The sequence below is a fragment of the uncultured Parvibaculum sp. genome (assembly GCF_963975745.1).
Taxonomy (GTDB): Bacteria; Pseudomonadota; Alphaproteobacteria; order Parvibaculales; family Parvibaculaceae; genus Parvibaculum.
Genome location: NZ_CAXBIB010000011.1, coordinates 49,758 through 72,181, shown reverse-complemented (window position 1 = coordinate 72,181; position 22,424 = coordinate 49,758). Strand labels below are relative to the sequence as shown.

Annotated in this window: 22 protein-coding genes; 7 read left to right on the top strand and 15 right to left on the bottom strand. The window is 64.4% G+C overall.

Annotated elements, in window-relative coordinates:
* The first annotated feature begins 12 nt into the window (after positions 1 to 12).
* Entirely contained in the window at positions 13 to 846 is an 834-nt protein-coding gene (locus AAC071_RS10410) for a TauD/TfdA family dioxygenase (protein WP_339832289.1), read from the top strand.
* Between the two features lie 64 nt (positions 847 to 910).
* On the top strand, positions 911 to 1,780 hold the full coding sequence (locus AAC071_RS10405; protein WP_339832288.1) for a TauD/TfdA family dioxygenase: 870 nt from the start codon (positions 911 to 913) through the stop codon (positions 1,778 to 1,780).
* Positions 1,781 to 2,057: 277 nt separating this feature from the next.
* Here the strand turns inward: AAC071_RS10405 and AAC071_RS10400 are convergent, their stop codons facing one another.
* From AAC071_RS10400 to AAC071_RS10385, 4 genes are read right to left on the bottom strand one after another with little or no spacing between them, the layout of a single operon-like run.
* Positions 2,058 to 2,963 carry a DMT family transporter gene (locus AAC071_RS10400; protein ID WP_339832287.1) on the bottom strand — a complete coding sequence of 302 codons (906 nt, stop codon included), beginning with the start codon at positions 2,961 to 2,963 and terminating at the stop codon, positions 2,058 to 2,060.
* Between the two features lie 17 nt (positions 2,964 to 2,980).
* On the bottom strand, positions 2,981 to 4,222 hold the full coding sequence (locus AAC071_RS10395; RefSeq protein ID WP_339832286.1) for a serine hydrolase domain-containing protein: 1,242 nt from the start codon (positions 4,220 to 4,222) through the stop codon (positions 2,981 to 2,983).
* A gap of 36 nt (positions 4,223 to 4,258) precedes the next feature.
* The gene (locus tag AAC071_RS10390; RefSeq protein ID WP_339832285.1) at positions 4,259 to 4,549 is read right to left on the bottom strand and encodes a hypothetical protein; all 291 of its coding nucleotides are present in this window, start codon (positions 4,547 to 4,549) and stop codon (positions 4,259 to 4,261) included.
* Between the two features lie 33 nt (positions 4,550 to 4,582).
* Entirely contained in the window at positions 4,583 to 5,644 is a 1,062-nt protein-coding gene (locus AAC071_RS10385) for a serine hydrolase (RefSeq protein WP_339832284.1), read from the bottom strand.
* A 73-nt stretch (positions 5,645 to 5,717) separates the two neighbouring features.
* Here AAC071_RS10385 and AAC071_RS10380 point away from each other — a divergent pair, with 73 nt between their 5' ends.
* Positions 5,718 to 7,688 carry a cellulase family glycosylhydrolase gene (locus tag AAC071_RS10380; protein ID WP_339832283.1) on the top strand — a complete coding sequence of 657 codons (1,971 nt, stop codon included), beginning with the start codon at positions 5,718 to 5,720 and terminating at the stop codon, positions 7,686 to 7,688.
* Here AAC071_RS10380 and AAC071_RS10375 read toward each other — a convergent pair.
* Genes AAC071_RS10375 through modA form a run of 4 tightly spaced genes read right to left on the bottom strand, consistent with a single transcriptional unit; the run spans position 7,675 to position 10,687 of the window.
* Positions 7,675 to 8,451, bottom strand: a complete 777-nt coding sequence (locus tag AAC071_RS10375; protein WP_339832282.1) for a DNA-binding transcriptional regulator — start codon at positions 8,449 to 8,451, stop codon at positions 7,675 to 7,677. The two genes, AAC071_RS10380 and AAC071_RS10375, sit on opposite strands and share 14 nt — an antisense overlap.
* Before the next feature lie 52 nt (positions 8,452 to 8,503).
* Positions 8,504 to 9,232: an ABC transporter ATP-binding protein gene (locus AAC071_RS10370; RefSeq protein WP_339832281.1), complete on the bottom strand. Its 729-nt coding sequence runs from the start codon at positions 9,230 to 9,232 to the stop codon at positions 8,504 to 8,506.
* Positions 9,225 to 9,893, bottom strand: coding sequence for a molybdate ABC transporter permease subunit (modB, locus tag AAC071_RS10365; protein WP_339832279.1), 669 nt, complete (start codon positions 9,891 to 9,893; stop codon positions 9,225 to 9,227). The genes AAC071_RS10370 and modB overlap by 8 nt, the downstream gene beginning before the upstream one ends.
* A gap of 8 nt (positions 9,894 to 9,901) precedes the next feature.
* Positions 9,902 to 10,687: a molybdate ABC transporter substrate-binding protein gene (gene modA, locus AAC071_RS10360; protein WP_339832277.1), complete on the bottom strand. Its 786-nt coding sequence runs from the start codon at positions 10,685 to 10,687 to the stop codon at positions 9,902 to 9,904.
* A 197-nt stretch (positions 10,688 to 10,884) separates the two neighbouring features.
* On the opposite strand from modA, the gene AAC071_RS10355 reads away from it, so the two are divergent.
* The 3 genes from AAC071_RS10355 to AAC071_RS10345 are packed head-to-tail and all read left to right on the top strand — an operon-like array spanning position 10,885 to position 12,879.
* Positions 10,885 to 11,742 (top strand): TauD/TfdA family dioxygenase, encoded by an 858-nt coding sequence (locus tag AAC071_RS10355; protein ID WP_339832275.1) that lies wholly within the window; start codon positions 10,885 to 10,887, stop codon positions 11,740 to 11,742.
* A 28-nt stretch (positions 11,743 to 11,770) separates the two neighbouring features.
* On the top strand, positions 11,771 to 12,340 hold the full coding sequence (locus AAC071_RS10350; RefSeq protein ID WP_339832273.1) for a DUF1214 domain-containing protein: 570 nt from the start codon (positions 11,771 to 11,773) through the stop codon (positions 12,338 to 12,340).
* The gene (locus tag AAC071_RS10345) at positions 12,337 to 12,879 is read left to right on the top strand and encodes a DUF1254 domain-containing protein (protein ID WP_339832270.1); all 543 of its coding nucleotides are present in this window, start codon (positions 12,337 to 12,339) and stop codon (positions 12,877 to 12,879) included. Before AAC071_RS10350 ends, AAC071_RS10345 begins: the two co-directional genes overlap by 4 nt.
* Before the next feature lie 74 nt (positions 12,880 to 12,953).
* Here the strand turns inward: AAC071_RS10345 and AAC071_RS10340 are convergent, their stop codons facing one another.
* The 6 genes from AAC071_RS10340 to AAC071_RS10315 all read right to left on the bottom strand — a co-directional run bounded on the left by AAC071_RS10340 (position 12,954) and on the right by AAC071_RS10315 (position 19,981).
* Positions 12,954 to 14,498 (bottom strand): N,N-dimethylformamidase beta subunit family domain-containing protein, encoded by a 1,545-nt coding sequence (locus AAC071_RS10340; RefSeq protein ID WP_339832267.1) that lies wholly within the window; start codon positions 14,496 to 14,498, stop codon positions 12,954 to 12,956.
* 83 nt (positions 14,499 to 14,581) lie between these two features.
* Positions 14,582 to 16,678 carry a S9 family peptidase gene (locus AAC071_RS10335; RefSeq protein WP_339832264.1) on the bottom strand — a complete coding sequence of 699 codons (2,097 nt, stop codon included), beginning with the start codon at positions 16,676 to 16,678 and terminating at the stop codon, positions 14,582 to 14,584.
* An 11-nt stretch (positions 16,679 to 16,689) separates the two neighbouring features.
* A complete protein-coding gene (gene msrB, locus AAC071_RS10330) occupies positions 16,690 to 17,094 on the bottom strand; it encodes a peptide-methionine (R)-S-oxide reductase MsrB (RefSeq protein ID WP_339832261.1) in 405 nt (134 codons plus the stop codon).
* Positions 17,095 to 17,156: 62 nt separating this feature from the next.
* A complete protein-coding gene (locus AAC071_RS10325; RefSeq protein ID WP_339832259.1) occupies positions 17,157 to 17,609 on the bottom strand; it encodes a MaoC family dehydratase in 453 nt (150 codons plus the stop codon).
* Positions 17,610 to 17,703: 94 nt separating this feature from the next.
* Complete coding sequence (locus tag AAC071_RS10320) at positions 17,704 to 18,195, bottom strand: OmpA family protein (protein WP_339832257.1); 492 nt, start codon at positions 18,193 to 18,195, stop codon at positions 17,704 to 17,706.
* A gap of 220 nt (positions 18,196 to 18,415) precedes the next feature.
* Positions 18,416 to 19,981: an AMP-binding protein gene (locus AAC071_RS10315; protein WP_339832256.1), complete on the bottom strand. Its 1,566-nt coding sequence runs from the start codon at positions 19,979 to 19,981 to the stop codon at positions 18,416 to 18,418.
* 215 nt (positions 19,982 to 20,196) lie between these two features.
* On the opposite strand from AAC071_RS10315, the gene AAC071_RS10310 reads away from it, so the two are divergent.
* Positions 20,197 to 21,102 carry a crotonase/enoyl-CoA hydratase family protein gene (locus AAC071_RS10310; RefSeq protein ID WP_339832255.1) on the top strand — a complete coding sequence of 302 codons (906 nt, stop codon included), beginning with the start codon at positions 20,197 to 20,199 and terminating at the stop codon, positions 21,100 to 21,102.
* Between the two features lie 19 nt (positions 21,103 to 21,121).
* Here the strand turns inward: AAC071_RS10310 and AAC071_RS10305 are convergent, their stop codons facing one another.
* Complete coding sequence (locus AAC071_RS10305) at positions 21,122 to 22,366, bottom strand: MFS transporter (RefSeq protein ID WP_339832254.1); 1,245 nt, start codon at positions 22,364 to 22,366, stop codon at positions 21,122 to 21,124.
* Positions 22,367 to 22,424: the final 58 nt, after the last annotated feature.

Here is a 22,424-nt window from a genome sequence, read left to right as displayed (position 1 = left end):
GTGGAGGAAATCATGGGTGCGATCGAAGTTCGGAAGATGACGGGCGGCTGCGGCGCCGAGGTGCTGGGCGTCGACATCGCCAGCCCCTCGAACAGCGACATGGAGGCGATCCGCGCCGCCTATCGCGACTATGGCGTGATCTTCTTCCGCGACCAGAAACTGACGCCGGAAGAGCACATCGCCTTCGCGCGGCGCTGGGGCGATATCGACATCAACAAGTTCTTCCCGGCCAACGGCCGGTACCCGGAGATTGCCGAGGTGCGGAAGGAGAAGGAACAGATGGTCAATGTCGGCGGCGGCTGGCACACCGACCATTCCTACGATATCGAACCGGCGATGGGCTCGATCCTCGTCGCCCGCGTGCTGCCGGACGAGGGCGGCGACACGCTGTTTGCCGATATGTACAAGGCCTACGACGCATTGTCCGATGGCCTGAAAAAGACCCTTGAGGGCCTGCGCGCCGTCCACTCCAACGCCCATGTCTTCGGCGCCGCGGGTGCCTACAAGGCGAGCGATCAGGCGGCCGGCTTCAAGGGCGAGAGCCTTGTCGGCGAGGCGGTGCATCCCGTCGTGATCACGCATCCGCTGAGTGGGCGCAAGGCGCTTTATGTGAACCCCGCCTTCACCACCCATTTCGAAGGCTGGAATGCCTTCGAGAGCAAGGCGCTGCTCGACTATCTCTATGCCCATGCCGTGCGGCCGGAATTCACCTGCCGCTTCCAGTGGCGCGAAGGCTCGGTCGCCTTCTGGGACAACCGCGCCACCTGGCACTACGCCGTCAACGACTATCAGGGCGAAAAGCGTCTGATGCACCGCATCACGATCGGCGGCGTATCGCTGGGCTGATCGCGCAGGCTGTGGCATGCTTTCTCCCGGAAACTGCCATCAAGGGCAGGCAAGGGAGGTAGAGATGTCGCAGGCTGCAATCAGCAAGGGAAGCATTCAGGTTCGTCCGAATCCGGACGGCTTTGGCGCCGAGGTGAGGGGTGTCGATTTGCGGCAGCCACTCGATGCAGCGGCTGTCGCCGACATCCGCAGTGCCTGGCTCGATCATCAGGTCGTCTTCTTTCCGGACCAACCGCTCTCCATCGACGCGCTGGAGCGGTTTACGCTCGCCTTCGGCGATTGGGGGCGTACCGATTTCATCAAGCCGCTTGACGGCCATCCCAATGTGCTGGAATTGCGCCGGGAGCCGGACGAACGCTCCTCCAACTTCGGCGCCGGCTGGCATTCCGACTATTCCTTTCAGGAAGCGCCGCCGGCCGCGACGCTGCTGCTGTCGAAAACGGTGCCGCCGGTCGGTGGCCGTACGTTCTTCGCTGACGGCTATCGCGCCTATGAAGTGTTGCCGGCGGAAACGAAGCAGCGCATCGCCGGCTTGCGCGGCATCCACAGCGCCGTGCTTCCCTATTCGAAGGAAGGCTTCTACGCCAATGAGGGCAAGGGCCGCTCGATGACGATCGTGCCGTCGGACGAAGCGAAGAAGACGCAGACCCATCCAATCGTCCGCACCCATCCCGAAACCGGCCGCAAGGCGCTTTTTGTCAACCAGGTCTACACGATCGGGATCGACGGCCTGCCGAAGGAAGAGGGCGATACGCTGTTGCGCGAGCTTTGCGCCCATTCGGTCAGCGAGGCGTTTCTCTACCGCCATGCCTGGCAGCCCGACATGCTGCTGATGTGGGACAATCGCTGTGTGCAGCATTTTGCGGAAGGTGGCTATGATGGCCACCGCCGACTGATGTATCGCACCACTTTTGCCGGTGATGTTCCGCATTAAATGACAGCGGCACTTACCTGAATGCAGGTCTTCCGTGCCGTAGCGGCACACAACGCCGGAATCATGCGCCTACGGAACGATTGTCATTGATTCGCGGCCGCCGAAGCGTATCGTTAAAGCCTGATGCACACCCGAGGTGCGTCAGGGCGGCTGTATCGGGACGTGATTGTATGCTGGCGACCCCTTGCCCCCCCGACGCCGCGGCAGCAGTCTTCCCCGCAATCGCCGTCAGCCCCGGATCCGGTGTCAGCCACCGGGTCCGGGGCTTTTAGGGACTCTAGCGCGCGAAGAGCAGCATCAGGATGCCGCCGGCGACCAGCGCGATGCCGATGAATTCGAGCCGGTTGGTTCTCTCGCCGAAGATGAAATGCGACGAGATGAAGGTGAAGACCAGTTCGATCTGGCCGAGCGCCCGCACATAGGCGGCGTTCTGGATGGTCATGGCGGTAAACCAGCCCATTGAGGCCAGCGCGCCGGCAAGCCCGACGGCCGAACTGACTTTCCATGTCGCGAGTGCCGCGCGCAGATCGGCGGGGCCGCGCCACCAGAGCCACAGCGTCATCGCCACCGTTTGGATTGTCAGCACGACGACCAGCGTGTAGGCGGCGGCGGTCAGGAAGTCGGGCCGCTCCAGCGACAGCGAGGCGCCGCGATAGCAGACGGCGGCGACGCCGTAGCAGGCGCCGGACCCGACCCCCATCAGGGTCGGTTTGTCGCCGAGCGAACGCAGGAAGGCCGCCAGCGTCAGTTTCGCTTGTGCCATCGAAATAACGACGACCCCCGCAAGGCTGATCAGAATGGCGAGAAAGGCACCGAAACTCAGGAGATCGCCCAGCACGATGAGGCCGAACAGCGCCGTCTGGATCGTCTCGGTCTTGGAATAGGTGTTGCCGACGGCGAAGTTGCGATAGGCGAAGATCGCCACCAGCAGCACCGTGCCCCAGATCTGCGCGAGCCCGCCCAGCGCCGCATAGGCAAGGAAGGCGGCATTGGGGTCGGGCAGCGTCGCGCCGGTGAAGATGACGAGCCCCGTGAGATAAATCGCCGCCACCGGCAAGCCATAGGCGAAGCGCACATAGGTGGCGCCCATCGCCGACATCTCGCCGGTGAGCTTCTTTTGCAGCGTCGAGCGTAGGTTCTGCAGGAACGCTGCGGCAATCGTGATCGGTATCCAGAGCGGCATGATGCGCGCGGGCCGCCTCAGTCGATAAGCGCCCCGTAGACGAGCTGTTGCAGTTGCGGGCGCAAGGGGTAGGTCGAGGAAGGATAGAGCTGCGTCAGGAAGATGGCGACGAGTTCTTCTTCCGGGTCGATCCAGAAATAGGTCGAGGCCGCGCCGCCCCAGGAGAAGTTTCCGGGAGAGCCGATCGCCTGCGATTCCGCCGGATCGAGCGTCACCTGGAAGCCGAGGCCGAAGCCCGCGCCCGCCGGCGCAAGTTCGCTGAAGGCGGCAGTCGACATCACGTTCATCCGCTTGTCATCAGGCAGATGGTTCAGTGTCATGAATTCGATGGTCTTGGGCGAGCAGAGCCGCACGCCCTCGAACTCGCCGCCATTGAGCAGCATCTGGCAGAAGCGCCAGTAATCCATCATTGTCGAAACGAGACCGCCGCCGCCCGAAAGGAATTTCGGCGGCGTCGCATAGGTGCTGGTCTCGTCGCCGAGGTCCATGATGCCGGTCTTGCCGCTCCTGGGGTCCTTGAAATAGTTGGTGGCAAAGCGTCCGAGCTTGTCCTTCGGTACGAAGAAGCCGGTATCGTCCATGCCGAGCGGCGCGAAGATGCGGCTCGCCAGGAACTCGTCGAGCGGCCGGCCCGACAGTACTTCGACGAGGTATCCGCAGACATCGGTCGCGACCGAGTAGCTCCATTGTTCGCCCGGAGAGAACAGCAGCGGTATGTCGGCAAGCGCCGTCACCATCTCCTTCAGCGTCAGCTTCACCGTGTTGGCGCCGTCGATGCCGGCATCGCGATAAAGTTGGTCGACCGGATGCACATGCATGAAGCCATAGGTCAGGCCTGAAGTATGTGTCAGCAGGTCGCGGATGGTCATTTCGCGCGCGCAGGACTTCGTCTCATATTTCTCAGCAGTGCCGCCGGCCCAGACCTTCAGCTTCTTGAATTCGGGGATGTAGCGCGACACTGGGTGATTGAGCTGAAAATGCCCTTCCTCGTACAACATCATCAGCGCGAGGCTGGTGATCGGCTTGGTCATCGAATAGATGCGGAAGATCGTGTCCTTCTCCATCGGCAGCCCGCGCTCGCGGTCGCGGTTGCCGCGCACTTCGAAATGCGCGATCTCGCCGCCACGCGACACCAGCGTCGAGAAGCCCGCAAGCTTTCCCCGATCGATATAGGAACTGAAATAGTTGGGGATGTTGGCAAGGCGGTCGGCATCGAGGCCGACATCCTCGGGTTTTGACAGCTGCGGCATGATGTTCATCGGACGTCTTCCTTGTGATTGATTTTCGAGAATGTTTCAGTCGGGTTGCCAGCCAAGCTGGCGCAGCAGGGCATCAGCACTGCGCGCGCGACTGGTGATCATTTCGTTGCTGCCGGCATCGAGCGCAATCGCCTCCCATCCTTCAGGGGTCTTGCGCAGCCTGAAACTCGGCCGCATCTGTCCGCAGCGCGTGAGATAGGGTGCCGTCACGCCCTGCGCGTTCCGGCGGAATTCGAGATCGAAGGGTGAGCCGTCCGTGGCGGCCTTCAGGCGCCGGCGGTCATGCTCGGTGACGAGATCGCCGGGAAATCGGACGATGCTTCCCAAATTGTCGGTTCCTCCCGTTTGCCGGCAGGCAGTCTATGCCGGCCGGAAGCAATCCACCACCGCGGCGATCCATTTGCGCGGATTGTCCTTGATCTCGAGCGGCGTCTTGCCGTGACGTACCACCACCATGTCGAGCGCCGGCACGCAGACCGTATATTGCCCGTCATAGCCATTGGCCGAGAAGCTGCCAGGACCGGCGAGGTCGAGCCACCAATGGACGCCATAGGCATTCTCGGCGTCGGCCTGCTGCCAGGTGGGCCTGCGCGCATAATCGACCCAGCCCTCCGGCAGCAGCCGCTTTTCCGCCCACACGCCGCCACGCAGATAAAGCAGGCCGAACCGCGCGAAGTCGCGCGGCGTGCAATAGCAGAACGACGAGCCGATGAAGGTGCCGGCCGTGTCGAATTTCGGCTGCGGCGATCTCATGCCGAGCGGATCGAAAAGCCGGCGGCGCATCAACGCCTCGAAGTCCGGCCCGAATGCATCTGCCGCCCGCGCCAGGCAGCGGCTGACGATATTGGTCGTGCCGCTGGCATAGGACCAGTATGCCCCTGGCTCATGCTCGAGTGGAAACGAGGCAGCGAAATGCGCCACATCGTCCTTGCCTTCGCCCCACAGCATCTCGATGACGTCGGAAGGATGCTCCGGCACATAGTCCTCACGGAAGGCGAGACCGCTCGACATTCTGAGCAGAAGGTCGAGCGTGATCGCATGGCGCGGATCGCCGGCGTCCTGCCATTCCGGAACATCGGCCGGCGCATGTATGTCGAGCTTGCCGTCGCTGACAAGCAGGCCGGCCAACGCATGCGTGATGCTTTTGGCCTTCGACCAGGAGGGACAGGTGACGTCGGGCCCGAAGCCGGCCCCGTAGCGCTCATGGACGAGCCGCCCGCCCTTGATGATGACGACCGCATGCGTTTCGCCGAGATCATCCGGCGCCACATCGGCAAAGGCATGGTCCATCAGCCGCTGCAGCCGCGCCTGGTCGGTCTCCGGCGGCAGCGGGCCGGTCGGCCAGTCACGGACTGGCCACGGCACGCCGGCCGGTTGGGCAGGCAGGGCGGGCAGCGCGTCCCGGGTCGTGGTTGCGATCATGATCGGGCTCCGGTTTGTATGTGGCGATGGTGCCCGCTATCCTCGCGCGCAACAAGAAGCTCGGGAGGACAAAATGGCATTGCCGAGGCTCGGGATCGACGGCGAGTGGTTTCACGGGACCGACGGCCGCAAACGCCTGCTGCGCGGCGTCAATCTGGGCGGCGACTGCAAGGTGCCGTACACGCCGAACGGGCACACCAGCATCCCGACCGATTTTTCCGATCACCGCACGGTCTCCTTTGTTGGCCGGCCCTTTCCGCTGGCCGAAGCCGAAGAACACTTCGGACGGCTGAAGGCCTGGGGCTTCAACTGCCTGCGCCTGCTGACGACATGGGAAGCGGTCGAACATGCGGGGCCGGGCCGGTATGACGAGGAATATCTCGACTATTTCGCGACGCTCTGCCGCATGGCCGACGACTACGGTATGTATGTCTTTGTCGATTTCCATCAGGACGTCTGGAGCCGCATGACCGGCGGCGACGGTGCGCCGGCCTGGCTCTTCGAGGCAGTCGGCCTCGACTTCACGAAGTTCCATGCCGCCGGCGCCGCGCATGTGATGCAGTACAAATACGATTTCGCCCGCGGCGGCCGCCAGGAAGACAATTACCCGACCATGACCTGGTCGCAGAACTACAAATACCCGGCCAATGCGATCATGTGGACGCTCTTCTTCGCCGGCGACGCCTTCTGTCCGGATTTTCTCGTACAGGGCCGCACCGCGCAGGAATTCCTGCAGGAACATTATCTGGGCGCGATGGAAGCGGTCGCGCAGCGTGTGAAGGACCTGCCCAACGTCATCGGCTTCGACTCGCTTAACGAACCGGGCTCGGGCTATGTCGGCCTGCCGCTGAGCTATCGTCATCTCGGTCCGAGCGAGAAGAACCCGATGCCCGCGCGGCCGGGTCTCGCCTGGTCGCCGCTCGACGGCTTTGCCGCGGCCCGCGGCCTTGCCCGCGACATTCCCGAGATGCAGATCGACTGGGACGCGCGCGCCGTGGTGAAGAAGCGCAACGTGCTGGTCAATGCCGACGGCGTTTCGATCTGGCGCGAGGGGCGGCAATGCCCCTTCGAGCGCGCGGGCGCCTACCGGCTCGATGGCGGCGAGATCGTTGCACGGGACGAGGATTTCTTCGTCGCGCGCAACGGCCGCAAATGGAACATGGATGCCGATTTCATGGGGCCGTTCTTCGCCCGGGTCGCCCGGCGCGTCCGCGCGATCAACAATGACTGGCTCCTCTTTGCCGAACTCGATCCGGGCGCCGGCATCGGCCACGGTTTCCCGCCCGACACGCCCGAGCGCACGGTCAATGCCAGCCACTGGTACGACATCGTGACGCTCTCGGCCAAGCGCTTCGACTTTCCGCTGAAGATCAATCCCTACACCGGCCGCACGACCGAGGGCGCCGATGCGATCGAAGCCTCCTACACGCGCCAGCTCGGCCGCATCAAGGATGCCTCGAAGACGTTGAACGGCGGCACCGGTGCCCCGGCACTGCTCGGCGAATTCGGCATCCCCTTCGATCTCGACGATGCCGCCGCCTACAAGGCCTGGGATGCCGGCGACCGCTCGGAAGGCCCCTGGGAGAAGCACATCATCGCCCTCGACCTGATGTACAACGCGCTCGACAAGCTGCTGATGCATTCGACGCATTGGAACTACACCGCGTCCAACCGCAACGATCAGGCGGTCGGCGACGGCTGGAACCAGGAAGACCTCTCGATCTACAGCATCGACCAGCGCACGGATCCGTCGGACTTGAACAGCGGCGGCCGCGCGCTGAAGGGTTTCGTGCGGCCCTATGCGCGCACCGTCGCCGGCCGTCCGCTGAAAATGAAGTTCAAGCGCGAGACGGGCGCGTTCCGTTTCGTCTATCAGGCGGAAGGCGCGGGCGAGACCGAAATCTTCGTGCCGCGCCTGCAATATCCGAACGGCTACGACGTCGAGGTCGAAGGCGGCACCGCGACGCGCGACGACGACAACCAGAGCCTTCTGGTCCACGCGGTCGGCTCGGAAAAGGTCGCGGTCATCGTTACCCGCCGTTGAGCCCCGCCGCGATCGCCGTCGCCGCGGCGCGCATCGGCGCGAGATAGCGTCGCACGGCTTCCGCCTCGCTCATGGTCGAGCCGATATAGCGCATGTTGATGCAGGCCGCGACCGTCTCGCCCTGCATCACCGGCACGGCGAGCCCCATCGCCGGGTCGCCGCGCATTGGCGCTGTCGTCGCATAGCCGCGTCGGCGGATACCATCGATCATGGCATCCACATATTTCCCGTCCCGCGCCGCTGCATTCATCTTCGATTTCGAATGGCACAGCAGCGTCATCAGCACCCGGCGCTCTTCCGCGGGACAGAACGAAATGTAAGCTCGCCCCAACGCCGACACGAGAATGGCGAGCCGCCGGTTCAGCCAGTCGGGGTCGGTCGCAAAGGGGCTTTCATGCCGTGTCGAGAGCCTGACCAGCATCGCGTCCCGATCCAGCGTCGCAAGACCCATCGGCCATTTATGTTCAGCCGTCAGTGCCATCAGAAACGGCCGCGCCGCCTCGACCACGCGGTCGGCATGACGAAACCCGCTCGAAAGCCGGAGCACGCGCTCGGTCAGCGCATAGCCGCCGCGCCGCGGCAGCCGCGTTACATGGCCTGTGGCAATCAGCGTGTCGAGCAGGCGCACCAGCGTCGGCTTCGGCAAGCCGGTTGCGTCATGCACGCCGGCCAGCGTCGACGTGCCGGCGGCATTGAGCGCCTCCAGGATCTGCAGACTGCGAATGACCGGCTGGACGCCGCTTTCGCCATCGGGTGCTGACATGCGCCTTCCTCCGACTGCCAGCCTAATTCCGTCTGGCGGAATCATTAAATCCTCAGGCGTCGTCGTCGGCAAGATCGAGCAGTTCGGCAACCTCGGCGCTGGCCGGCCGCGCCATCACCTCGGCAACGCCGCCCGATTGCAGAATGCGGCCCCTGTGCATCACGCAGAGCCGGTCGGCCAACCGCGTCACGTCGTCGAGATCATGCGTCACCAGCACGACGGGCATCGGCAGGTCGCGGCGCAGTTCGACGAGTTCGCGCCGCAGCTTGCGCCGTGTCACCCGGTCGACCGCCGAGAAGGGCTCGTCGAGCAGCAGCACGTCGGGCCGCCGCGCCAGCGCCCGCGCCACGGCCACGCGCTGCTGTTCGCCGCCCGAAAGCTGCGCCGGGCGCCGGTCTTCGAGCCCGTCGAGATGCAGCCGCGCCAGCAATGCCATCGCGGCGTCGCGCCGCGCTGCGCGCGGCATATCGCTGAGCGCTTCCATCACATTGGCAAGTGCTGTCAGATGCGGGAACAGCGCATAGGACTGGAAGACGAGGCCCGCCCGTCGTTGTCGCGCGGGCATGTTGGCGTTCGCCGCGCCGTCGAACCATGTCGTGCCATTGCAGGCGATGTGTCCTTCCGCCGGCCGGTAGAGCCCGGCAATCGCGCGCAGCGTCGTCGTCTTGCCGCTGCCCGACGGGCCGACCAGCGCCATCGCCTCGCCGGGCGCCACCGAAAACGTGACATCGAGCGGGATCGGCGCGTCCTGGCGCAGCCGCACGCTGAGCCCCTCACCCATAGCGCCGCCCGATGCGTTGTGTCAGCAGATAGCTGGCGGCGATGGTGACGAGCGACACCAGCAGCAGCACTGCCGCCATCTGCCCGGCCGCGGCCTCGTCGAAGGCCTGCACCCGGTCATAGATCGCAATGGCGATGGTGCGCGTCTCGCCGGGAATGCTGCCGCCCACCATCAGCACAACGCCGAATTCGCCCAGCGTATGCGCGAAGGTCAGCACCGTGCCGGTCAGGATGCCGGGCCAGGCAAGCGGCAACTCGATCCGCCACAGCGTCCGCCAACGCGTGAGCCCGCAGCTGGCCGCCGCCTCGCGCAGTTCCGGCCCCACCGCCTCGAAGGCGCGCTGGATCGGCTGCACGGCAAAGGGAATGTTGACGATCAGCGAGGCGGCGAGCAGCCCCTCGAAGGTGAAGACCAGCGTCTGCCCGAACAGCCGCTCGAACATCTGCCCGAACCAACCGCCCGCGCCGAACGCCGTCATCAGATAGAATCCGAGCACGGTCGGCGGCAGCACCAGCGGCAGCGCCAGTCCCGCTTCCACGATGGCGCGGCCGCGCATCCGCGTTGCCGCCAGCCAGCGGCCGGTGATGATGGCGAGCGGGATCAGTAGCAGCACGGTCAGCCCGCCAAGCCGGATCGTCAGCCAGAATGCTTCCCAGTCCATCCCGCCGCTCACATCGTTTCGCCGGGCAGCACGAATCCGTAGCGCCGCATGATCGCGCGTGCCTCGTCTTCCTGCAGGTAGCTGTAGAAGAGATGCGCGGTTTCGCCAGCGCCTTTGATCAGCGCCATGCGCTGGCGCAGCGGCTTGTGCATCGCTTCGGGAATGAGCGCGTGAGCGCCGCGCCCACTCACCTCCGGCGCCAGCGCCAGCGACCAGGCGACGATTCCGCCTTCCGTATTGCCCGAAAGCGCGAACTGCGCCGCCTGCGACACGTTTTCGCCATAGACAAGCTTGTCTTCGATCGCGTCCCGCAATCCGGCATCGCGCAGCGCTTCCTCGGCGCGCTGCCCGTAGGGCGCGTGTTCGGGATTGGCAATGGCGAATTTCTTCAGCCGTCCGTCTTCCAGTGCGGCTGCAAGATCGCCAAGCGTGCCGTCGGCTTCGAGCGGCGACCCCGGCGGCACGATCAGCACGATCCGCCCTACGGCGTAGAGCGTTCCGTCATCCGCCGTCAGTCCGGCCGCGGCAAGCCGTTGCACGAAATCCTCGTCCGCCGACAGGAACATCTGGAAGGGCGCGCCCTGGCTGATCTGCCGGAAGAAATTGCCCGACGATCCGAAAGCGAGCCTGACCTCGCGTCCGGTCGCCGCCTCGAATGCGGCCGCCACCTCTGCCAGCGCGAATTGCAGGTCAGACGCCGCCGCGATCGTCGGCGCATCGTCGGCGCGGGTGCCGGCAGGCATCAGCATGGCGAGGAACAGCGCGAGGAACCGCAGGTTTGCGCCGGTTTTCATGGCTCGGGTCTCCCTGTTGCGCCGCCAGGCGGCATGCCGGCATCGCACCCCGCGTTTATCGCCCGGCCGCGCCTGCGGGGCAATCTGCCATTAATTCCGTCTCGCGGAACTTCACAATTGCGTGCTGGCCGCCGCCGCACCGCCGCGCTTAGGGTCAACGCAAGCGTTCGAGGAAACCCGGGACCCGGAGGATCGCCATGAGTCAGCCTGCCCTGAAGCCGCAAGCCGCGCCCTTCACTGTCATGCCGTTGACGCCGACCATCGGCGCCGAACTTCTCGAGATCGACCTCGCACAGCCGCTCGACGATGCGGCGCTGGCGGCCATCCGCGCCGCGCTGCTCGAATGGAAGGTCGTCTTCTTCCGTGACCAGGATATCACGACCGACGAGCACCTCGCCTTCGCCCGCCGCTTCGGCGATCTCGAAGTGCATCCATTCGCGCCGCAGAAGCCCGACTACCCCGAAGTCCTCGCCATCACCCATGACAAGGACAGCAAGGGCCGCGAAAATGTCTGGCACAGCGATGTGACTTGGCGCGAATGTCCCTCGCTCGGTTCGGTGCTGCGCGCGATTGAACTGCCGGAGGTCGGCGGCGACACGCTCTTCTCCGACATGTACGCTGCCTACGACAATCTCCCCGACCGAGTGAAGGAAAAGATCGACGGCGCGGTCGCCGTCCACGACTTCGCGCATTTCCGCAACATGATGCGCAAGCGCGGCAAGAGCGAAGCCGAGATCGAGGAAATGAACCGCAAATTTCCGATGGTCGAACATCCGGTGGTGCGCACCCATCCGGAAACCGGCCGCAAGGGCATCTATGTCAACGCCGCCTTCACCCAGCGCATTATCGGCATGGAGAAGGCGGCATCGGACGCCATGCTCGCCTTCCTCTACGCGCAGGCCGCGACCCCCGAATATCAATGCCGCTTCCGTTGGCGGAAGAATTCCATCGCCTTCTGGGACAACCGCGCCTGCCAGCACTATGCGGTATCGGACTACTGGCCCGCCGTCCGGCGCATGGAGCGCGTGACTATCATCGGCGACCGACCGCGCTGAACGCCGCCGCCAAATGACAGAGAGAAAAATGAAAACACTTGTCTACTGGGGCTCTGCCCTGGCGGCGGCGCTCGCCGTCGCGATCCTTTCCGCATGGTGGCTCGTCACCGACTACGACGGCGGCTATCGCACCGGTCCCTGGACCACGTCCGTCGTCTTCGGCAGCGTCGATGCGGATATGTACACCCGCGCCCGTGTCGCGCTCTTCGGCCTTCTCGCCCTCGACAAGCGCGAGACCATGTACTACCAGGCGCGCGTCGACAGCGATGGCGACTGGCTGACGGGCAACTGCACCTACCGCCTCGAAGGTCGCGACCTCGCCGCCCATTGGTGGAGCATCACGGCCTACGACGCCGACAGCTTCCTGATCGCCAACGAGGACGACGTCTTTTCCTTCTCGCAGACGACAACGGCGCGCGAATCGGACGGCAGCTTCGTCATCCGCATCTCGGCCGACCGTCAGGAAAAGAACTGGCTGCCGGTCAAGGCCGGCGAGACCTTCGATCTGACGGCGCGCTTCTACAATCCCGACGCTTCCGTCCACGTCGATCCCGCCGCCGCCGTTCTGCCCTCCATCGTGAAGGAAACCTGCCGATGAACCGCAAACTCCAATGGGTTGCCGCCGTCGCGGTACTGGCAGTCGCCTTCCACGTCGCCATCGTCTGGGCGGTTCCGCGTGTCGTGATGTCGGTCGCCGTCTCGAAACTTGGCGGTTCCGGCGCTCTCAACAGCTTCATGCATCCGCCGCGCTCCACCGACAAATGGCGCACGGTCGTCCGCCCGAGCCCCGATCTCGCCTATTCGATCTGCGCGCTCGATCTGTCGGACGGCCCGGTGACGATCGAGGTCCCGGCCAGCGAACCCTACACCTCGCTCGCGCTCTATTCCTCGATCACCGACAACTACTATGTCCGCAACAACCGGCAGGATGGCGGGCTCGCAGAGGGCGAGACGATCAGGCTCCTCGTTGCCGCGACGGGCGACATGCCGGCGGACCTGCCGGATGGCATCGAGGCCGTCACCGCGCCGACCGAAAAGGGCCTCGCGCTTGTCCGCCGCGTGATCGAGAACGACGACGCCATGCCGCGGCTCGACGCATTGCGCGCGGTCTCCGTCTGCGCGCCGCAGCAAGGCTGAGTGGCAACCGGCGATAGCCGGGCGCCGGCCGGGCCGCGTTCTTGAAAGGGAACGCGGCCCGCACCTTTTCCGGATCAGGCGAGAAAGCGTCCGAGCACGTTTTTGGTGATCGTCTCGACGAACGGATTGCGCGCCTTGAGCCCGTAGGCCCATTCGGTCGTGCCTGAATTGAAGACCTCGCCCTTGCCGCGCTTGAATGTCGCCAGTACCGCATGGCCGCGCATCATCCGCGCCCGGTTTTCCGGCGAATCGTGCCCGGCAAAGGCGCGCGTTAGCGGCCCCCAGGCTTCGGGCGGCACGGCGCCGGCGAATTCCGATTCCGGTTCGCCCAGCGTGACTGGCGCCGTGGCGATGATTTCGAGGTTCGCGGGCACGCCGAGCCGCGGCACCGGCTTCGGCAATCCGTCCTCGCCGAAGGTCAGCGCGCAGCCGTCATTCTCGTAGCCGATCAGCCGGCAATCGTCGCCGAAGACGTCGCCCCAGAAGAGATCGGCGCCCGCGAGCGCCCAGTGTTTCTCATCCCACACCGTATAGCCGCCGATGCCGCGCGCCACGCAAAGCCCGAAGCGGTGATAGCCGCCGAAAAGAAACGACAGTCCCGTCAGTTGCGCTTCCGGTTTGCCGATCCACGGGCTCGACCAGAGGCCGGATGTCAGGTGGCGTTTCTCCGGGATTGCGGCAAGCGGATCCTCGTCTTCCGCCCGCGCCTTGTGCGCGACATAGGTTTCGCCGCCATCTTCCCAGCGGCACTGCCAGTAGCATGTATTGCCGGACAGGATGATCGCGCGCCCGCCCGCATCGACAAACCGCTCGACTTCCGCGCGCTGGCCCCAGCTCCAGTATTCGCTGTGGCCGACGAAGAGCGCCGCCTTGTAGCCGTCAAGCGCCTGCGGCTCGGCTTCGAGATCGTAATCGGTCAGGTAGTCGAGCGCGATGCCGTTCTCTTCGGCCCATCCGACGAATGCATGTTCCCATTTGTCGGTAAAGCCGGCCGGGCAGTCCCAGCCTTCGCCGCCGGCCTTGACCTCACTGGCGACTTCGCCGACATCGGGTTTTTCCTGAAAGCGGCGTCGCGTCGCGCTCACCAGCCGGTGTTTGGGCGAGGCCGGCTGCATGATCCCGCGCGAAAAGGGCCGCGCCGTCGAAAGCCGCGCGGCGACGACATGTGCCGCTTTGTCCTTCGGGATCGGGGCGGGCGCCGGCCCGCCGATCCAGACATAGGTATTGGCGCCGCCCCACGAGTTGTAGGCGTGATAGGTGTTGGTCGCGAGCACGATGACAGCCTTGGCTTGTGGCGTCGCGGCCTTGACGCAGAGCATGTGATGACCGGTAGCGCCGTCGGCGCCGCGGAACCGCACATCGTAATAGCCGGGCGCCCAGTCCTCGGGCACCGTCAGCCGGAACGCTTCCGGCCAGCCGCAGCCTTTGACATGCGCCTCTTCCGGCGCTTCATGCCGCCCCACCGTGACGCCGTCCTTGCGCCACACGGGCGTCCGCGCCGCGCCGAGCCGCGCGATCTCGATGTCGCAACTCCCGCCGGTCGCCGACATGAAAAAAGTCACGCTCTCGCCCGGCCGGGCGCTCAGTCGATCGGAATAGCCCCAGATCCAGGTGTTCACGGTTTGCCGACCCTTCGCGAGGAATATGAATATTCCTCACATTAAAGGCGAAGCGGACCCCGGCGCAAGCCCGGTGTGTCGTCTCAGGCCTTCTCCGTCACGGCCAGCGCAAAGGCATGGACCCGCGCCACTTCCTTCAATCGCTCGAAGCGTCCCGACTTGCCGCCATGGCCGGCATCCATGTTGATGTGGAGCAGCGTCACATGGTCGTCGGTCTTGAGCGCCCGCAGCTTTGCCACCCATTTGGCCGGCTCCCAATAGGTCACGCGCGGATCGGTTAGGCCCCCCAGCGCGAAGAGATGCGGATAGGCTTGGGGCTTCACATTGTCGTAAGGCGAGTATGACGCCATGTAGTCATAGGCTTCGCGGCTTTCGATCGGATTGCCCCATTCGTTCCATTCGGGCGGCGTCAGCGGCAGCGAGGCATCGAGGATCGTCGCCAGCACATCGACGAACGGCACTTCTGCGACAATGCCCTTGAAGAGATCGGGCGCCATGTTGGCGACCGCCCCCATCAGCATCCCGCCGGCGCTGCCGCCATGCGCCACGATCTTGCCGCGCGACGTGAAGCCCTGCGCCGCCAGATGTTCACCCGCCGAGATGAAATCGGTGAATGTGTTGCGCTTCTTCATCAGCTTGCCGTCGCTGTACCAGCGATAGCCTTTCTCCTTTCCGCCGCGAATATGCGCGATCGCATAGACGAAACCGCGATCGACCAGCGACAGGCAGGTGGTCGAGAAGGAAGCGGGAATGCTGATCCCATAGGCGCCGTAGCCATAGAGCAGGCAGGGCGCGCTGCCGTCGAGCGCGAGGTCATTGCGGGTGAGGATCGACACCGGCACCTGCGCGCCGTCCGGCGCCGTCGCGAAGATCCGCCGTGTCACATAGTCGGCCGGATTGTGTCCGGACGGAACCTCCTGCCGCTTGCGCAGGGTCCGCGCCCGGCTTTCGAGATCGTAGTCGTAGACCTCGGCCGGTGTGGTCATCGAGCTGTAGGCAAAGCGCGTCTGCCGTGTCTCGTATTCATATCCGGCGCCCATGTTGAGATCATAGGCTTCTTCCTCGAAGGCGATCTCGTGCTCGGCGCCGTCGGCAAGCCGTCGGATCGCAATGCGCGGCAGCCCGTCGCGGCGTTCCAGCCGCACATGATGGTCGCGATAGGCGACATGATCGAGCACCAGCGTGCCCGGCCGATGGGGTATGAAATCGCGCCAGTTCGCGCGCTCCGGCGCCTCTTCCGGCGCTTCGGCGATCTTGAAATCCTCGGCATCGGCATTGGTGAGGATCAGGAACCGTCCGCGCGGCGCATCATGCTCGAGATCGTATTCGACGCCGTCCTCGCGCGGCGCGACGAGCCGGGGCGGTGTCCCCGGCGCATCGGCCGGGATCAGGTAGAGTTCGCTGGTCTGGTGGTCGTGGCTGGAAATGACCAGCCAGCGCCCGCTCTGCACCTTGCCGACGCCGACAAAGAAGCCCTCGTCCTTTTCCTCATAAACAAGCGTGTCGTCGCTGGCGGGCGTGCCCACCACATGGCGAAAGACTTTCAGCGGCCGGTGCTCGTCATCGACCTGCGTATAGAGAAAACTCTCTCCCGCGGCGTCCCAGGCGATGCCGGGCGAGGTGTCGGGCACTTCGTCGTCGAGATCCTTGCCGCTCGCTACGTCGCGCAGCCGAACCGTGAAATATTCCGACCCTATGCGGTCGGCCGACCAGGCCGCCAGCCGCTGTGTCGGATCGTGATCGACATCACCGATCCTGAAATAGTCCGTGTCTTCGGCCTCCTTGTTGGCGTCGAGCACAATCTCTTCGCCGCTCTCTGCGTCGCGTGGCCGGCGGCAGAAAATCGGATGCTGTGCACCCTCTTCGAAGCGCGTGTAATAGGCGAAAGCGCCGTCGGGCGAGGGCACCGAGCTGTCATCTTCCTTGATCCGGCCCTTCATCTCGGCAAACAGCGTCTCGCGCAGTTCGGCGACCGGCTTCAGCGCTTCCTCGGCATAGGCGTTTTCGGCTTCGAGATAGGCGCGGATATCCGGATCGAGCACGTCCGGATCGCGCATCACCTCGCGCCAGTTGGCATCGCGCAGCCAGGCGTAATCGTCGATGCGCGTGATGCCGTGATGTGTATCGCTCTGCGGCCGCTTCTCGGCACGCGGCGCCACGGCAGGGGGTGTCAGTTTCATTTGGATTATAGTCAGTCGGCGTCGGGCTTGAAATCGAGCGCCGTGCCGTTGGTGCAATAGCGCAACCCCGTCGGCTGCGGCCCGTCGGGAAACACATGCCCGATATGCGCATCGCATTTGGCGCAGGCGATTTCGATCCGCCGCATCCCGTGGCTGACATCTTCGCGTTCGGCAATGGCGCCTGGCGCGATCGCGTCGAAGAAACTCGGCCAGCCCGAACCGCTCTCATATTTGGTCTCGGAGCGGAAAAGCGGGGTCTTGCAGCAGATGCAGCTGAAGGTACCGTCGCGATGCTCGTTGAGCCAGGGCCCCGTGAAGGCACGCTCGGTCGCCGCGCATCGCGTGATCGCATATTGCTCGGGCGTCAGCTTTTTCTGCCATTCGTCGTCGGGCTTCGTCGCGCTGTCGCCGGTCATCCGTTCAACTCCTTGATGTCGGTTGGCGCCCCGCCTGCGGGAAGCGGGGCGCGCAAATTCGCTTATTCGAAGATCAGGCTCAGCGTTTCGGCGACCATGGCCGGACGCTCCTGACCCTCGATTTCCATAGTCACTTCATTGGTGATCTGCGTGCCGCCGGCCTTGGGCGTCGCATCCTTGAGCTTGACGCGGCAGCGCACGCGGGAACCCACCGGCACCATGTTGGTGAAACGGACCTGGTTGGAACCGTAATTGATGCCGCGTGTCGCGCTCTTCACCGTGCTGATCTTGCCCATCAGATAGGGCAGCAGCGACAGCGTCAGATAGCCATGCGCAATCGTGCCGATCCCCAGTTCCTTCTGGGTGCGTTCCGGGTCGATATGAATCCACTGGTGATCGCCTGTCGCGTCGGCGAACTTGTTGACGCGGTCCTGGTCGATCTGGACCCATTCGCTGACGCCGATCTCCTTGCCCTTCTCGGCAACATAATCGGCAACCGTATCGAAAACGCGCATATGGCTCTCCCGTTGGGTGATTGGTGTCTCTGTCGGCCCCGAGGGAGCCTCTTGCGGCCACAAACTAGCGGGCCGGGCGCCCCCCGCCAAGCACTCAGCGCGACAGCCTGATCCGGACCCGGCGGTCTTCCTTCGAATCCCAGGTCAGCGTTTCCTGCAGCCAGCCCCAGGCCTCGCCCTCGGCGACGATCGGCATCTTCGAGCGCGGCCAGCCCGCCGCCTCGAGCCCGGCGGCGACATTCCGGGCCCGCTTCTGCGACAGCGCGATATTCGCCGCCGGATCGCCGACCTTGCTGGCCTTGCCGAAAAGACAGATCTGTCCGGCCTTCTGGCCCTTGGCAAACTTCACGATGCGCTCGAATTCCTTCTGGTATTTGGGGTCGACCCGGCTGGAATTGGTTTCGAAATAGACATAGTAGTTCCGTTCGAACGCCTTGTTCGACTTGCCGAGATTGCGGCACTCGCGCCCTTGCGTGTGCAACTCGGAAGTCTGCGCTGCAGCCCCGCCGGCAAGCAGCGCCGTCCCCCCGGCCATTCCGCTGGCCAGCATGGCCGCTGCGACAAATCCCTTGAGCGCCGTGTGCATGGAAAACCTCCGTCCGGATGAATCGGCTCAATCTAGCACATTGTGTGAATGAACGGACCGGCGCGACGGACCGGTGCCCGTCGCATTTCGGAAAACAAGGGTGTCATCCCGGCGAAAGCCGGGAGAAGCCTGGATCCATGGGCCGTAAGGTACCCCGAGTGCCAGAACGCAAAACGGCCCGGACATTCGCCGGGCCGTCTGTATTTCTTCTTGAACCGCTTCAGACGATCTTGCTCTCGCGGTTGCCCCAGTAGCGGTCGCGGATCAGACGCTTGTAGAGCTTGCCGGTCGGATGACGGGGCAGTTCCTCCTGGAAGTCGATCGAGCGCGGGCATTTGATCGCCGAGAGATGCTCCTTGCAGAATTCCATCAGTTCGGCTTCGAGCGCGGGGCCTGCATCGGCCCAGTTTGCCGGCTGCACCACCGCCTTCACTTCCTCGCCGAAATCCTCGTTCGGCACGCCGATCACGGCGACGTCGGCGACCTTCGGATGCATGACGAGGATGTTCTCTGCTTCCTGCGGATAGATGTTGACGCCGCCCGAAATGATCATGAAGGCCTTGCGGTCGGTCAGATAGAGATAGCCGTCCTGATCGACCTTGCCGATATCGCCCAGCGTCGACCAGTGCTTGTGCGTCGGATGCCGGCTCTCCTGCGTCTTCTTCGGATCGTTGTAGTACTGGAACATCGGCGCGTTTGGATCTTCGGCCTCAAAATAGATCGTCCCGGATTCGCCGATCGGCAGTTCGTTGCCTTCCTCGTCGCAGACATGCAGCTTGCCCATCAGCGGCTTGCCGACCGAGCCCTTGTGCGCCAGCCACTCTTCGGAATTGAGAGCGCAGAAGCCGTTGCCTTCGGAACCGGCATAATATTCGTAAATCACCGGTCCCCACCATTCGATCATCTGTTCCTTGACCGGCACAGGGCAGGGGGCGGCGGCATGGATCGCCACTTTCAGCGACGAGACGTCGTATTTCTTGCGCACGTCCTCCGGCATCTTCAGCATCCGGACGAACATGGTCGGCACCCACTGGCTGTGCGTGATCTTGTACTTTTCGATCAGCTTCAGCGCTTCTTCGGGGTCGAAATGCTCCATCACGACAATGGTGCCGCCGAGCCGGTTGACGGTCATGCAATAACGCAGCGGAGCGGCGTGATAGAGCGGCGCCGGCGAGAGATAGCGGATATTCTCGTCCATGCCGTAGAGCAGCTGCGCCAGCAGGACGAGGCCCGACGCCTCGTCGATGGCGCCGCCGGTCAGCGGGATCCGGATGCCCTTCGGCCGGCCGGTCGTGCCCGACGAATAGAGCATGTCGGTGCCGGCGGTCTGGTCGGCGATCGGCGTCTTCGGCATCTGGTCGCGCGCAGCCTCATAGGCTTCGTACCCGGCGACCGCGCCGCCCACCGTGAACATCCGTTCGACGCCGGGCAGATGGTTGCCCTCGACCAGTTCGCGCGCCGTCGCCTCCAGCGCCTTCGAGGTGAAGAACAGCTTGGCGCCGCAATCGGCGGCGATATAGGCGATCTCGCCGGCGGTCAGACGCGACGACACGCAGGTGAAATAGAGGCCCGCGCGCTGCGCCGCCCAGCAGATTTCGAAATAGCGCGCGTTGTTCTCCATGAAAATGGCGATCGCGTCGCCGGCTTTCAGACCCGCGGCGCGGCAGAGATGCGCCACCTGGTTCGAACGCTCGTCGAGTTCTTTGAAGGTCACCGTCTCGCCGGTCGCGCCCATGATGTAGGCGGGCTTGTCCGGCGTCTTGGCGGCGTGAACATAAGGATGCATCGCTGGTCGTCTCCCGGGGGTACTTGAAAGGCGGCGTCGCTTTTATGCGCGCCCATTGTTATATCTGGGGCCAGAAAATCCGCGGCCCTGCTGCCGCAAAGACACAGCAATATGACACTTCCGTCAACTTGCTTTGGCGTGCGGGCGATTGACGCAACGGCAACGCCCGCCGCACGTGAAATTCGGCATAAAGCCGCTTAGAGGGAGCAACATATATGGCCTATGAGACGATCAAATACGAGGTAGCGGACAATATCCTGACCCTCACCCTCAACCGCCCGGACAAGCTCAACGCCTTCACCGGCCAGATGATGTTCGAAATGATCGACGCCTTCGACAAGGCGGATGCCGACGACAATGTCCGCGCCATCATCGTGACCGGCGAGGGCCGCGCCTTCTGCGCCGGCGCCGACCTCTCGGCGGGCGCCAAGACCTTCGACTATGCCGATCGCGAGGACCGCCCCGAAAAGCAGGGTACGCCAGTCATGGCCAATGGCGAGATCGACTGGTCCCATGAAAGCGTGCGCGACGGCGGCGGCCGCCTGACCCTGCGCATCTTCGAAAGCCTGAAGCCGGTCATCGGCGCCATCAACGGCGCCGCCGTCGGCGTCGGCGTCACCATGCAGTTGCCCATGGACATCCGCCTTGCCTCCGAGGACGCCAAGTTCGGTTTCGTCTTCGCCCGCCGCGGCATTGTCCCGGAAGCCTGCTCGAGCTGGTTCCTGCCGCGCGTCGTCGGCATTTCCCAAGCCTTGGAATGGACCTATTCGGGCCGCGTCTTCGGCGCCGACGAAGCCCTGAAGGGCGGCCTGGTGCGTTCGCTGCACAAGCCGGCCGATCTCCTGCCGGCCGCCCGCGCCATCGCGCGCGAGATTGCCGACAATACGGCCGCCGTCTCGGTCTCGCTGACGCGGCAGATGCTCTGGCGCATGCTCGGTGCCGATCACCCGATGGAAGCGCATAAGGTGGACAGCCGCGCCATCTATGCGCGCGGCGCCTCGGCCGACGCCAAGGAGGGCGTCATGTCCTTCCTCGAAAAGCGTCCGGCGGTCTATCCCTGCAAGACCTCCACCGACATGCCGTCCTTCTACCCCTGGTGGCAGGAACGGAAGTACAGCTGAGGCATCGGCGAGGCGTCACCTATCGTGGTGGCGCCTCGACGCGCCACAGCGGCGTCAGCCAGTAGATCGCCGCCCACAGCACGATCATCAGCCCGCAGGGCACCAGCACCGCATCGAGCGGGCCGACCCAGGCAATCAGGAAGCCGATCAGCACCGAGCCGATCGGCCCGCCGCCCATCGTGCCGAGATTGAAGCCCGCCAGCATCCGCGCCCTGAGCGCCGGCGTCGCGCCTTCCTGAACGATGGCGCGCGACTGGCTCATCGAAATCCCGGCCGCCAGTCCCCAGAGATGCGCCAGCAGGAAGACGCCCCAGATCGGCGGTTCGAAATGGATGAGTACCATGACGACAGAGCCGGTGCACATGGCCAGCATGATCGCGCGGCCCTGCCGGCGGATCGGTCGAAGTCGCGACAGGGTGAAGGACGAAATCCCGATGCCGCCGAAGAACGACATGAACACAAAGCCGATCTCGCGCGAACTGCCGTGATAGACATCGCGGATCAGCAGCGGGAACAGCACCATGAAGACGCCCATGAAAAGGATGCCGGAGAAGAACATCAACAGCAGCACCGGACGAATGCGTTCGTCGCGCCACACCGCTTCGAGTCCTTCCTTGACGTCGCGCAGCGGTCGCCGCCGCGCGCCGGGTGCCCCGTGTTCGACGGGCGGCGAAACGGCAAGCCGCGACGTCGTGAAGGCGGCAAAGCCGAGCAGGCTCGCCTGCAGGATCAGCAACGGCGCCGCGCCGACATACTCGGCCGGACTCCCGAGCAGATAGCCACCGACCTGACCGAGAAACTGGCCGCTCATCGCCAGCGCCACCGCGCGCTGGATATTGCCGCCAAGGCTGGTCATGGCAACGCGCGACAGCATCGAATCCCGGGCCGGCATCACGTAACCGCCGATCGTCGACAGGGCGATCGCATAGAGGATCATCATTTCGTAGAAGAGAATGCCGTTCCAGATCAGCGCTGCGAGCAGGAGCGGCGGCACCATGGCAAGAAATTGCAGCCGCATCAGATGCGCGCGCAACTCGACACGGTCGGCCATCGCGCCCCCGAACAGCCCGAGGATCAGCATCGGCAGCATCGAGAACATCTGCGCGATGCCGACGCGGTCGGAACTTTCATGCAGCACGAAGGCGATGATCCACGGGAACAGCACGCCCTGAATGCCGCCCGCCAGGAAATAGCCCCACAGGCCCGCCATGTACCAGCCATGGTCGTTGCGCGGCGTCCCGGCGGGCGCGTCTGCTGGTGTCATCAGGAGGCCTCGAATCGGCGGAGATGCTGCCGATAGACGGATGGAAATTGGTTCGGTT

Excerpts from the sequence above, each read along its gene's own strand:
- AAC071_RS10410 (WP_339832289.1), top strand. The coding sequence starts at position 13 with ATGGGTGCGATCGAAGTTCGGAAGATGACGGGCGGCTGCGGCGCCGAG.
- AAC071_RS10405 (WP_339832288.1), top strand. The coding sequence starts at position 911 with ATGTCGCAGGCTGCAATCAGCAAGGGAAGCATTCAGGTTCGTCCGAAT.
- AAC071_RS10400 (WP_339832287.1), bottom strand. The coding sequence starts at position 2,963 with ATGCCGCTCTGGATACCGATCACGATTGCCGCAGCGTTCCTGCAGAAC.
- AAC071_RS10395 (WP_339832286.1), bottom strand. The coding sequence starts at position 4,222 with ATGAACATCATGCCGCAGCTGTCAAAACCCGAGGATGTCGGCCTCGAT.
- AAC071_RS10385 (WP_339832284.1), bottom strand. The coding sequence starts at position 5,644 with ATGATCGCAACCACGACCCGGGACGCGCTGCCCGCCCTGCCTGCCCAA.
- AAC071_RS10380 (WP_339832283.1), top strand. The coding sequence starts at position 5,718 with ATGGCATTGCCGAGGCTCGGGATCGACGGCGAGTGGTTTCACGGGACC.
- AAC071_RS10375 (WP_339832282.1), bottom strand. The coding sequence starts at position 8,451 with ATGTCAGCACCCGATGGCGAAAGCGGCGTCCAGCCGGTCATTCGCAGT.
- AAC071_RS10370 (WP_339832281.1), bottom strand. The coding sequence starts at position 9,232 with ATGGGTGAGGGGCTCAGCGTGCGGCTGCGCCAGGACGCGCCGATCCCG.
- modB (WP_339832279.1), bottom strand. The coding sequence starts at position 9,893 with ATGGACTGGGAAGCATTCTGGCTGACGATCCGGCTTGGCGGGCTGACC.
- modA (WP_339832277.1), bottom strand. The coding sequence starts at position 10,687 with ATGAAAACCGGCGCAAACCTGCGGTTCCTCGCGCTGTTCCTCGCCATG.
- AAC071_RS10355 (WP_339832275.1), top strand. The coding sequence starts at position 10,885 with ATGAGTCAGCCTGCCCTGAAGCCGCAAGCCGCGCCCTTCACTGTCATG.
- AAC071_RS10350 (WP_339832273.1), top strand. The coding sequence starts at position 11,771 with ATGAAAACACTTGTCTACTGGGGCTCTGCCCTGGCGGCGGCGCTCGCC.
- AAC071_RS10345 (WP_339832270.1), top strand. The coding sequence starts at position 12,337 with ATGAACCGCAAACTCCAATGGGTTGCCGCCGTCGCGGTACTGGCAGTC.
- AAC071_RS10335 (WP_339832264.1), bottom strand. The coding sequence starts at position 16,678 with ATGAAACTGACACCCCCTGCCGTGGCGCCGCGTGCCGAGAAGCGGCCG.
- msrB (WP_339832261.1), bottom strand. The coding sequence starts at position 17,094 with ATGACCGGCGACAGCGCGACGAAGCCCGACGACGAATGGCAGAAAAAG.
- AAC071_RS10325 (WP_339832259.1), bottom strand. The coding sequence starts at position 17,609 with ATGCGCGTTTTCGATACGGTTGCCGATTATGTTGCCGAGAAGGGCAAG.
- AAC071_RS10320 (WP_339832257.1), bottom strand. The coding sequence starts at position 18,195 with ATGCACACGGCGCTCAAGGGATTTGTCGCAGCGGCCATGCTGGCCAGC.
- AAC071_RS10315 (WP_339832256.1), bottom strand. The coding sequence starts at position 19,981 with ATGCATCCTTATGTTCACGCCGCCAAGACGCCGGACAAGCCCGCCTAC.
- AAC071_RS10310 (WP_339832255.1), top strand. The coding sequence starts at position 20,197 with ATGGCCTATGAGACGATCAAATACGAGGTAGCGGACAATATCCTGACC.
- AAC071_RS10305 (WP_339832254.1), bottom strand. The coding sequence starts at position 22,366 with ATGACACCAGCAGACGCGCCCGCCGGGACGCCGCGCAACGACCATGGC.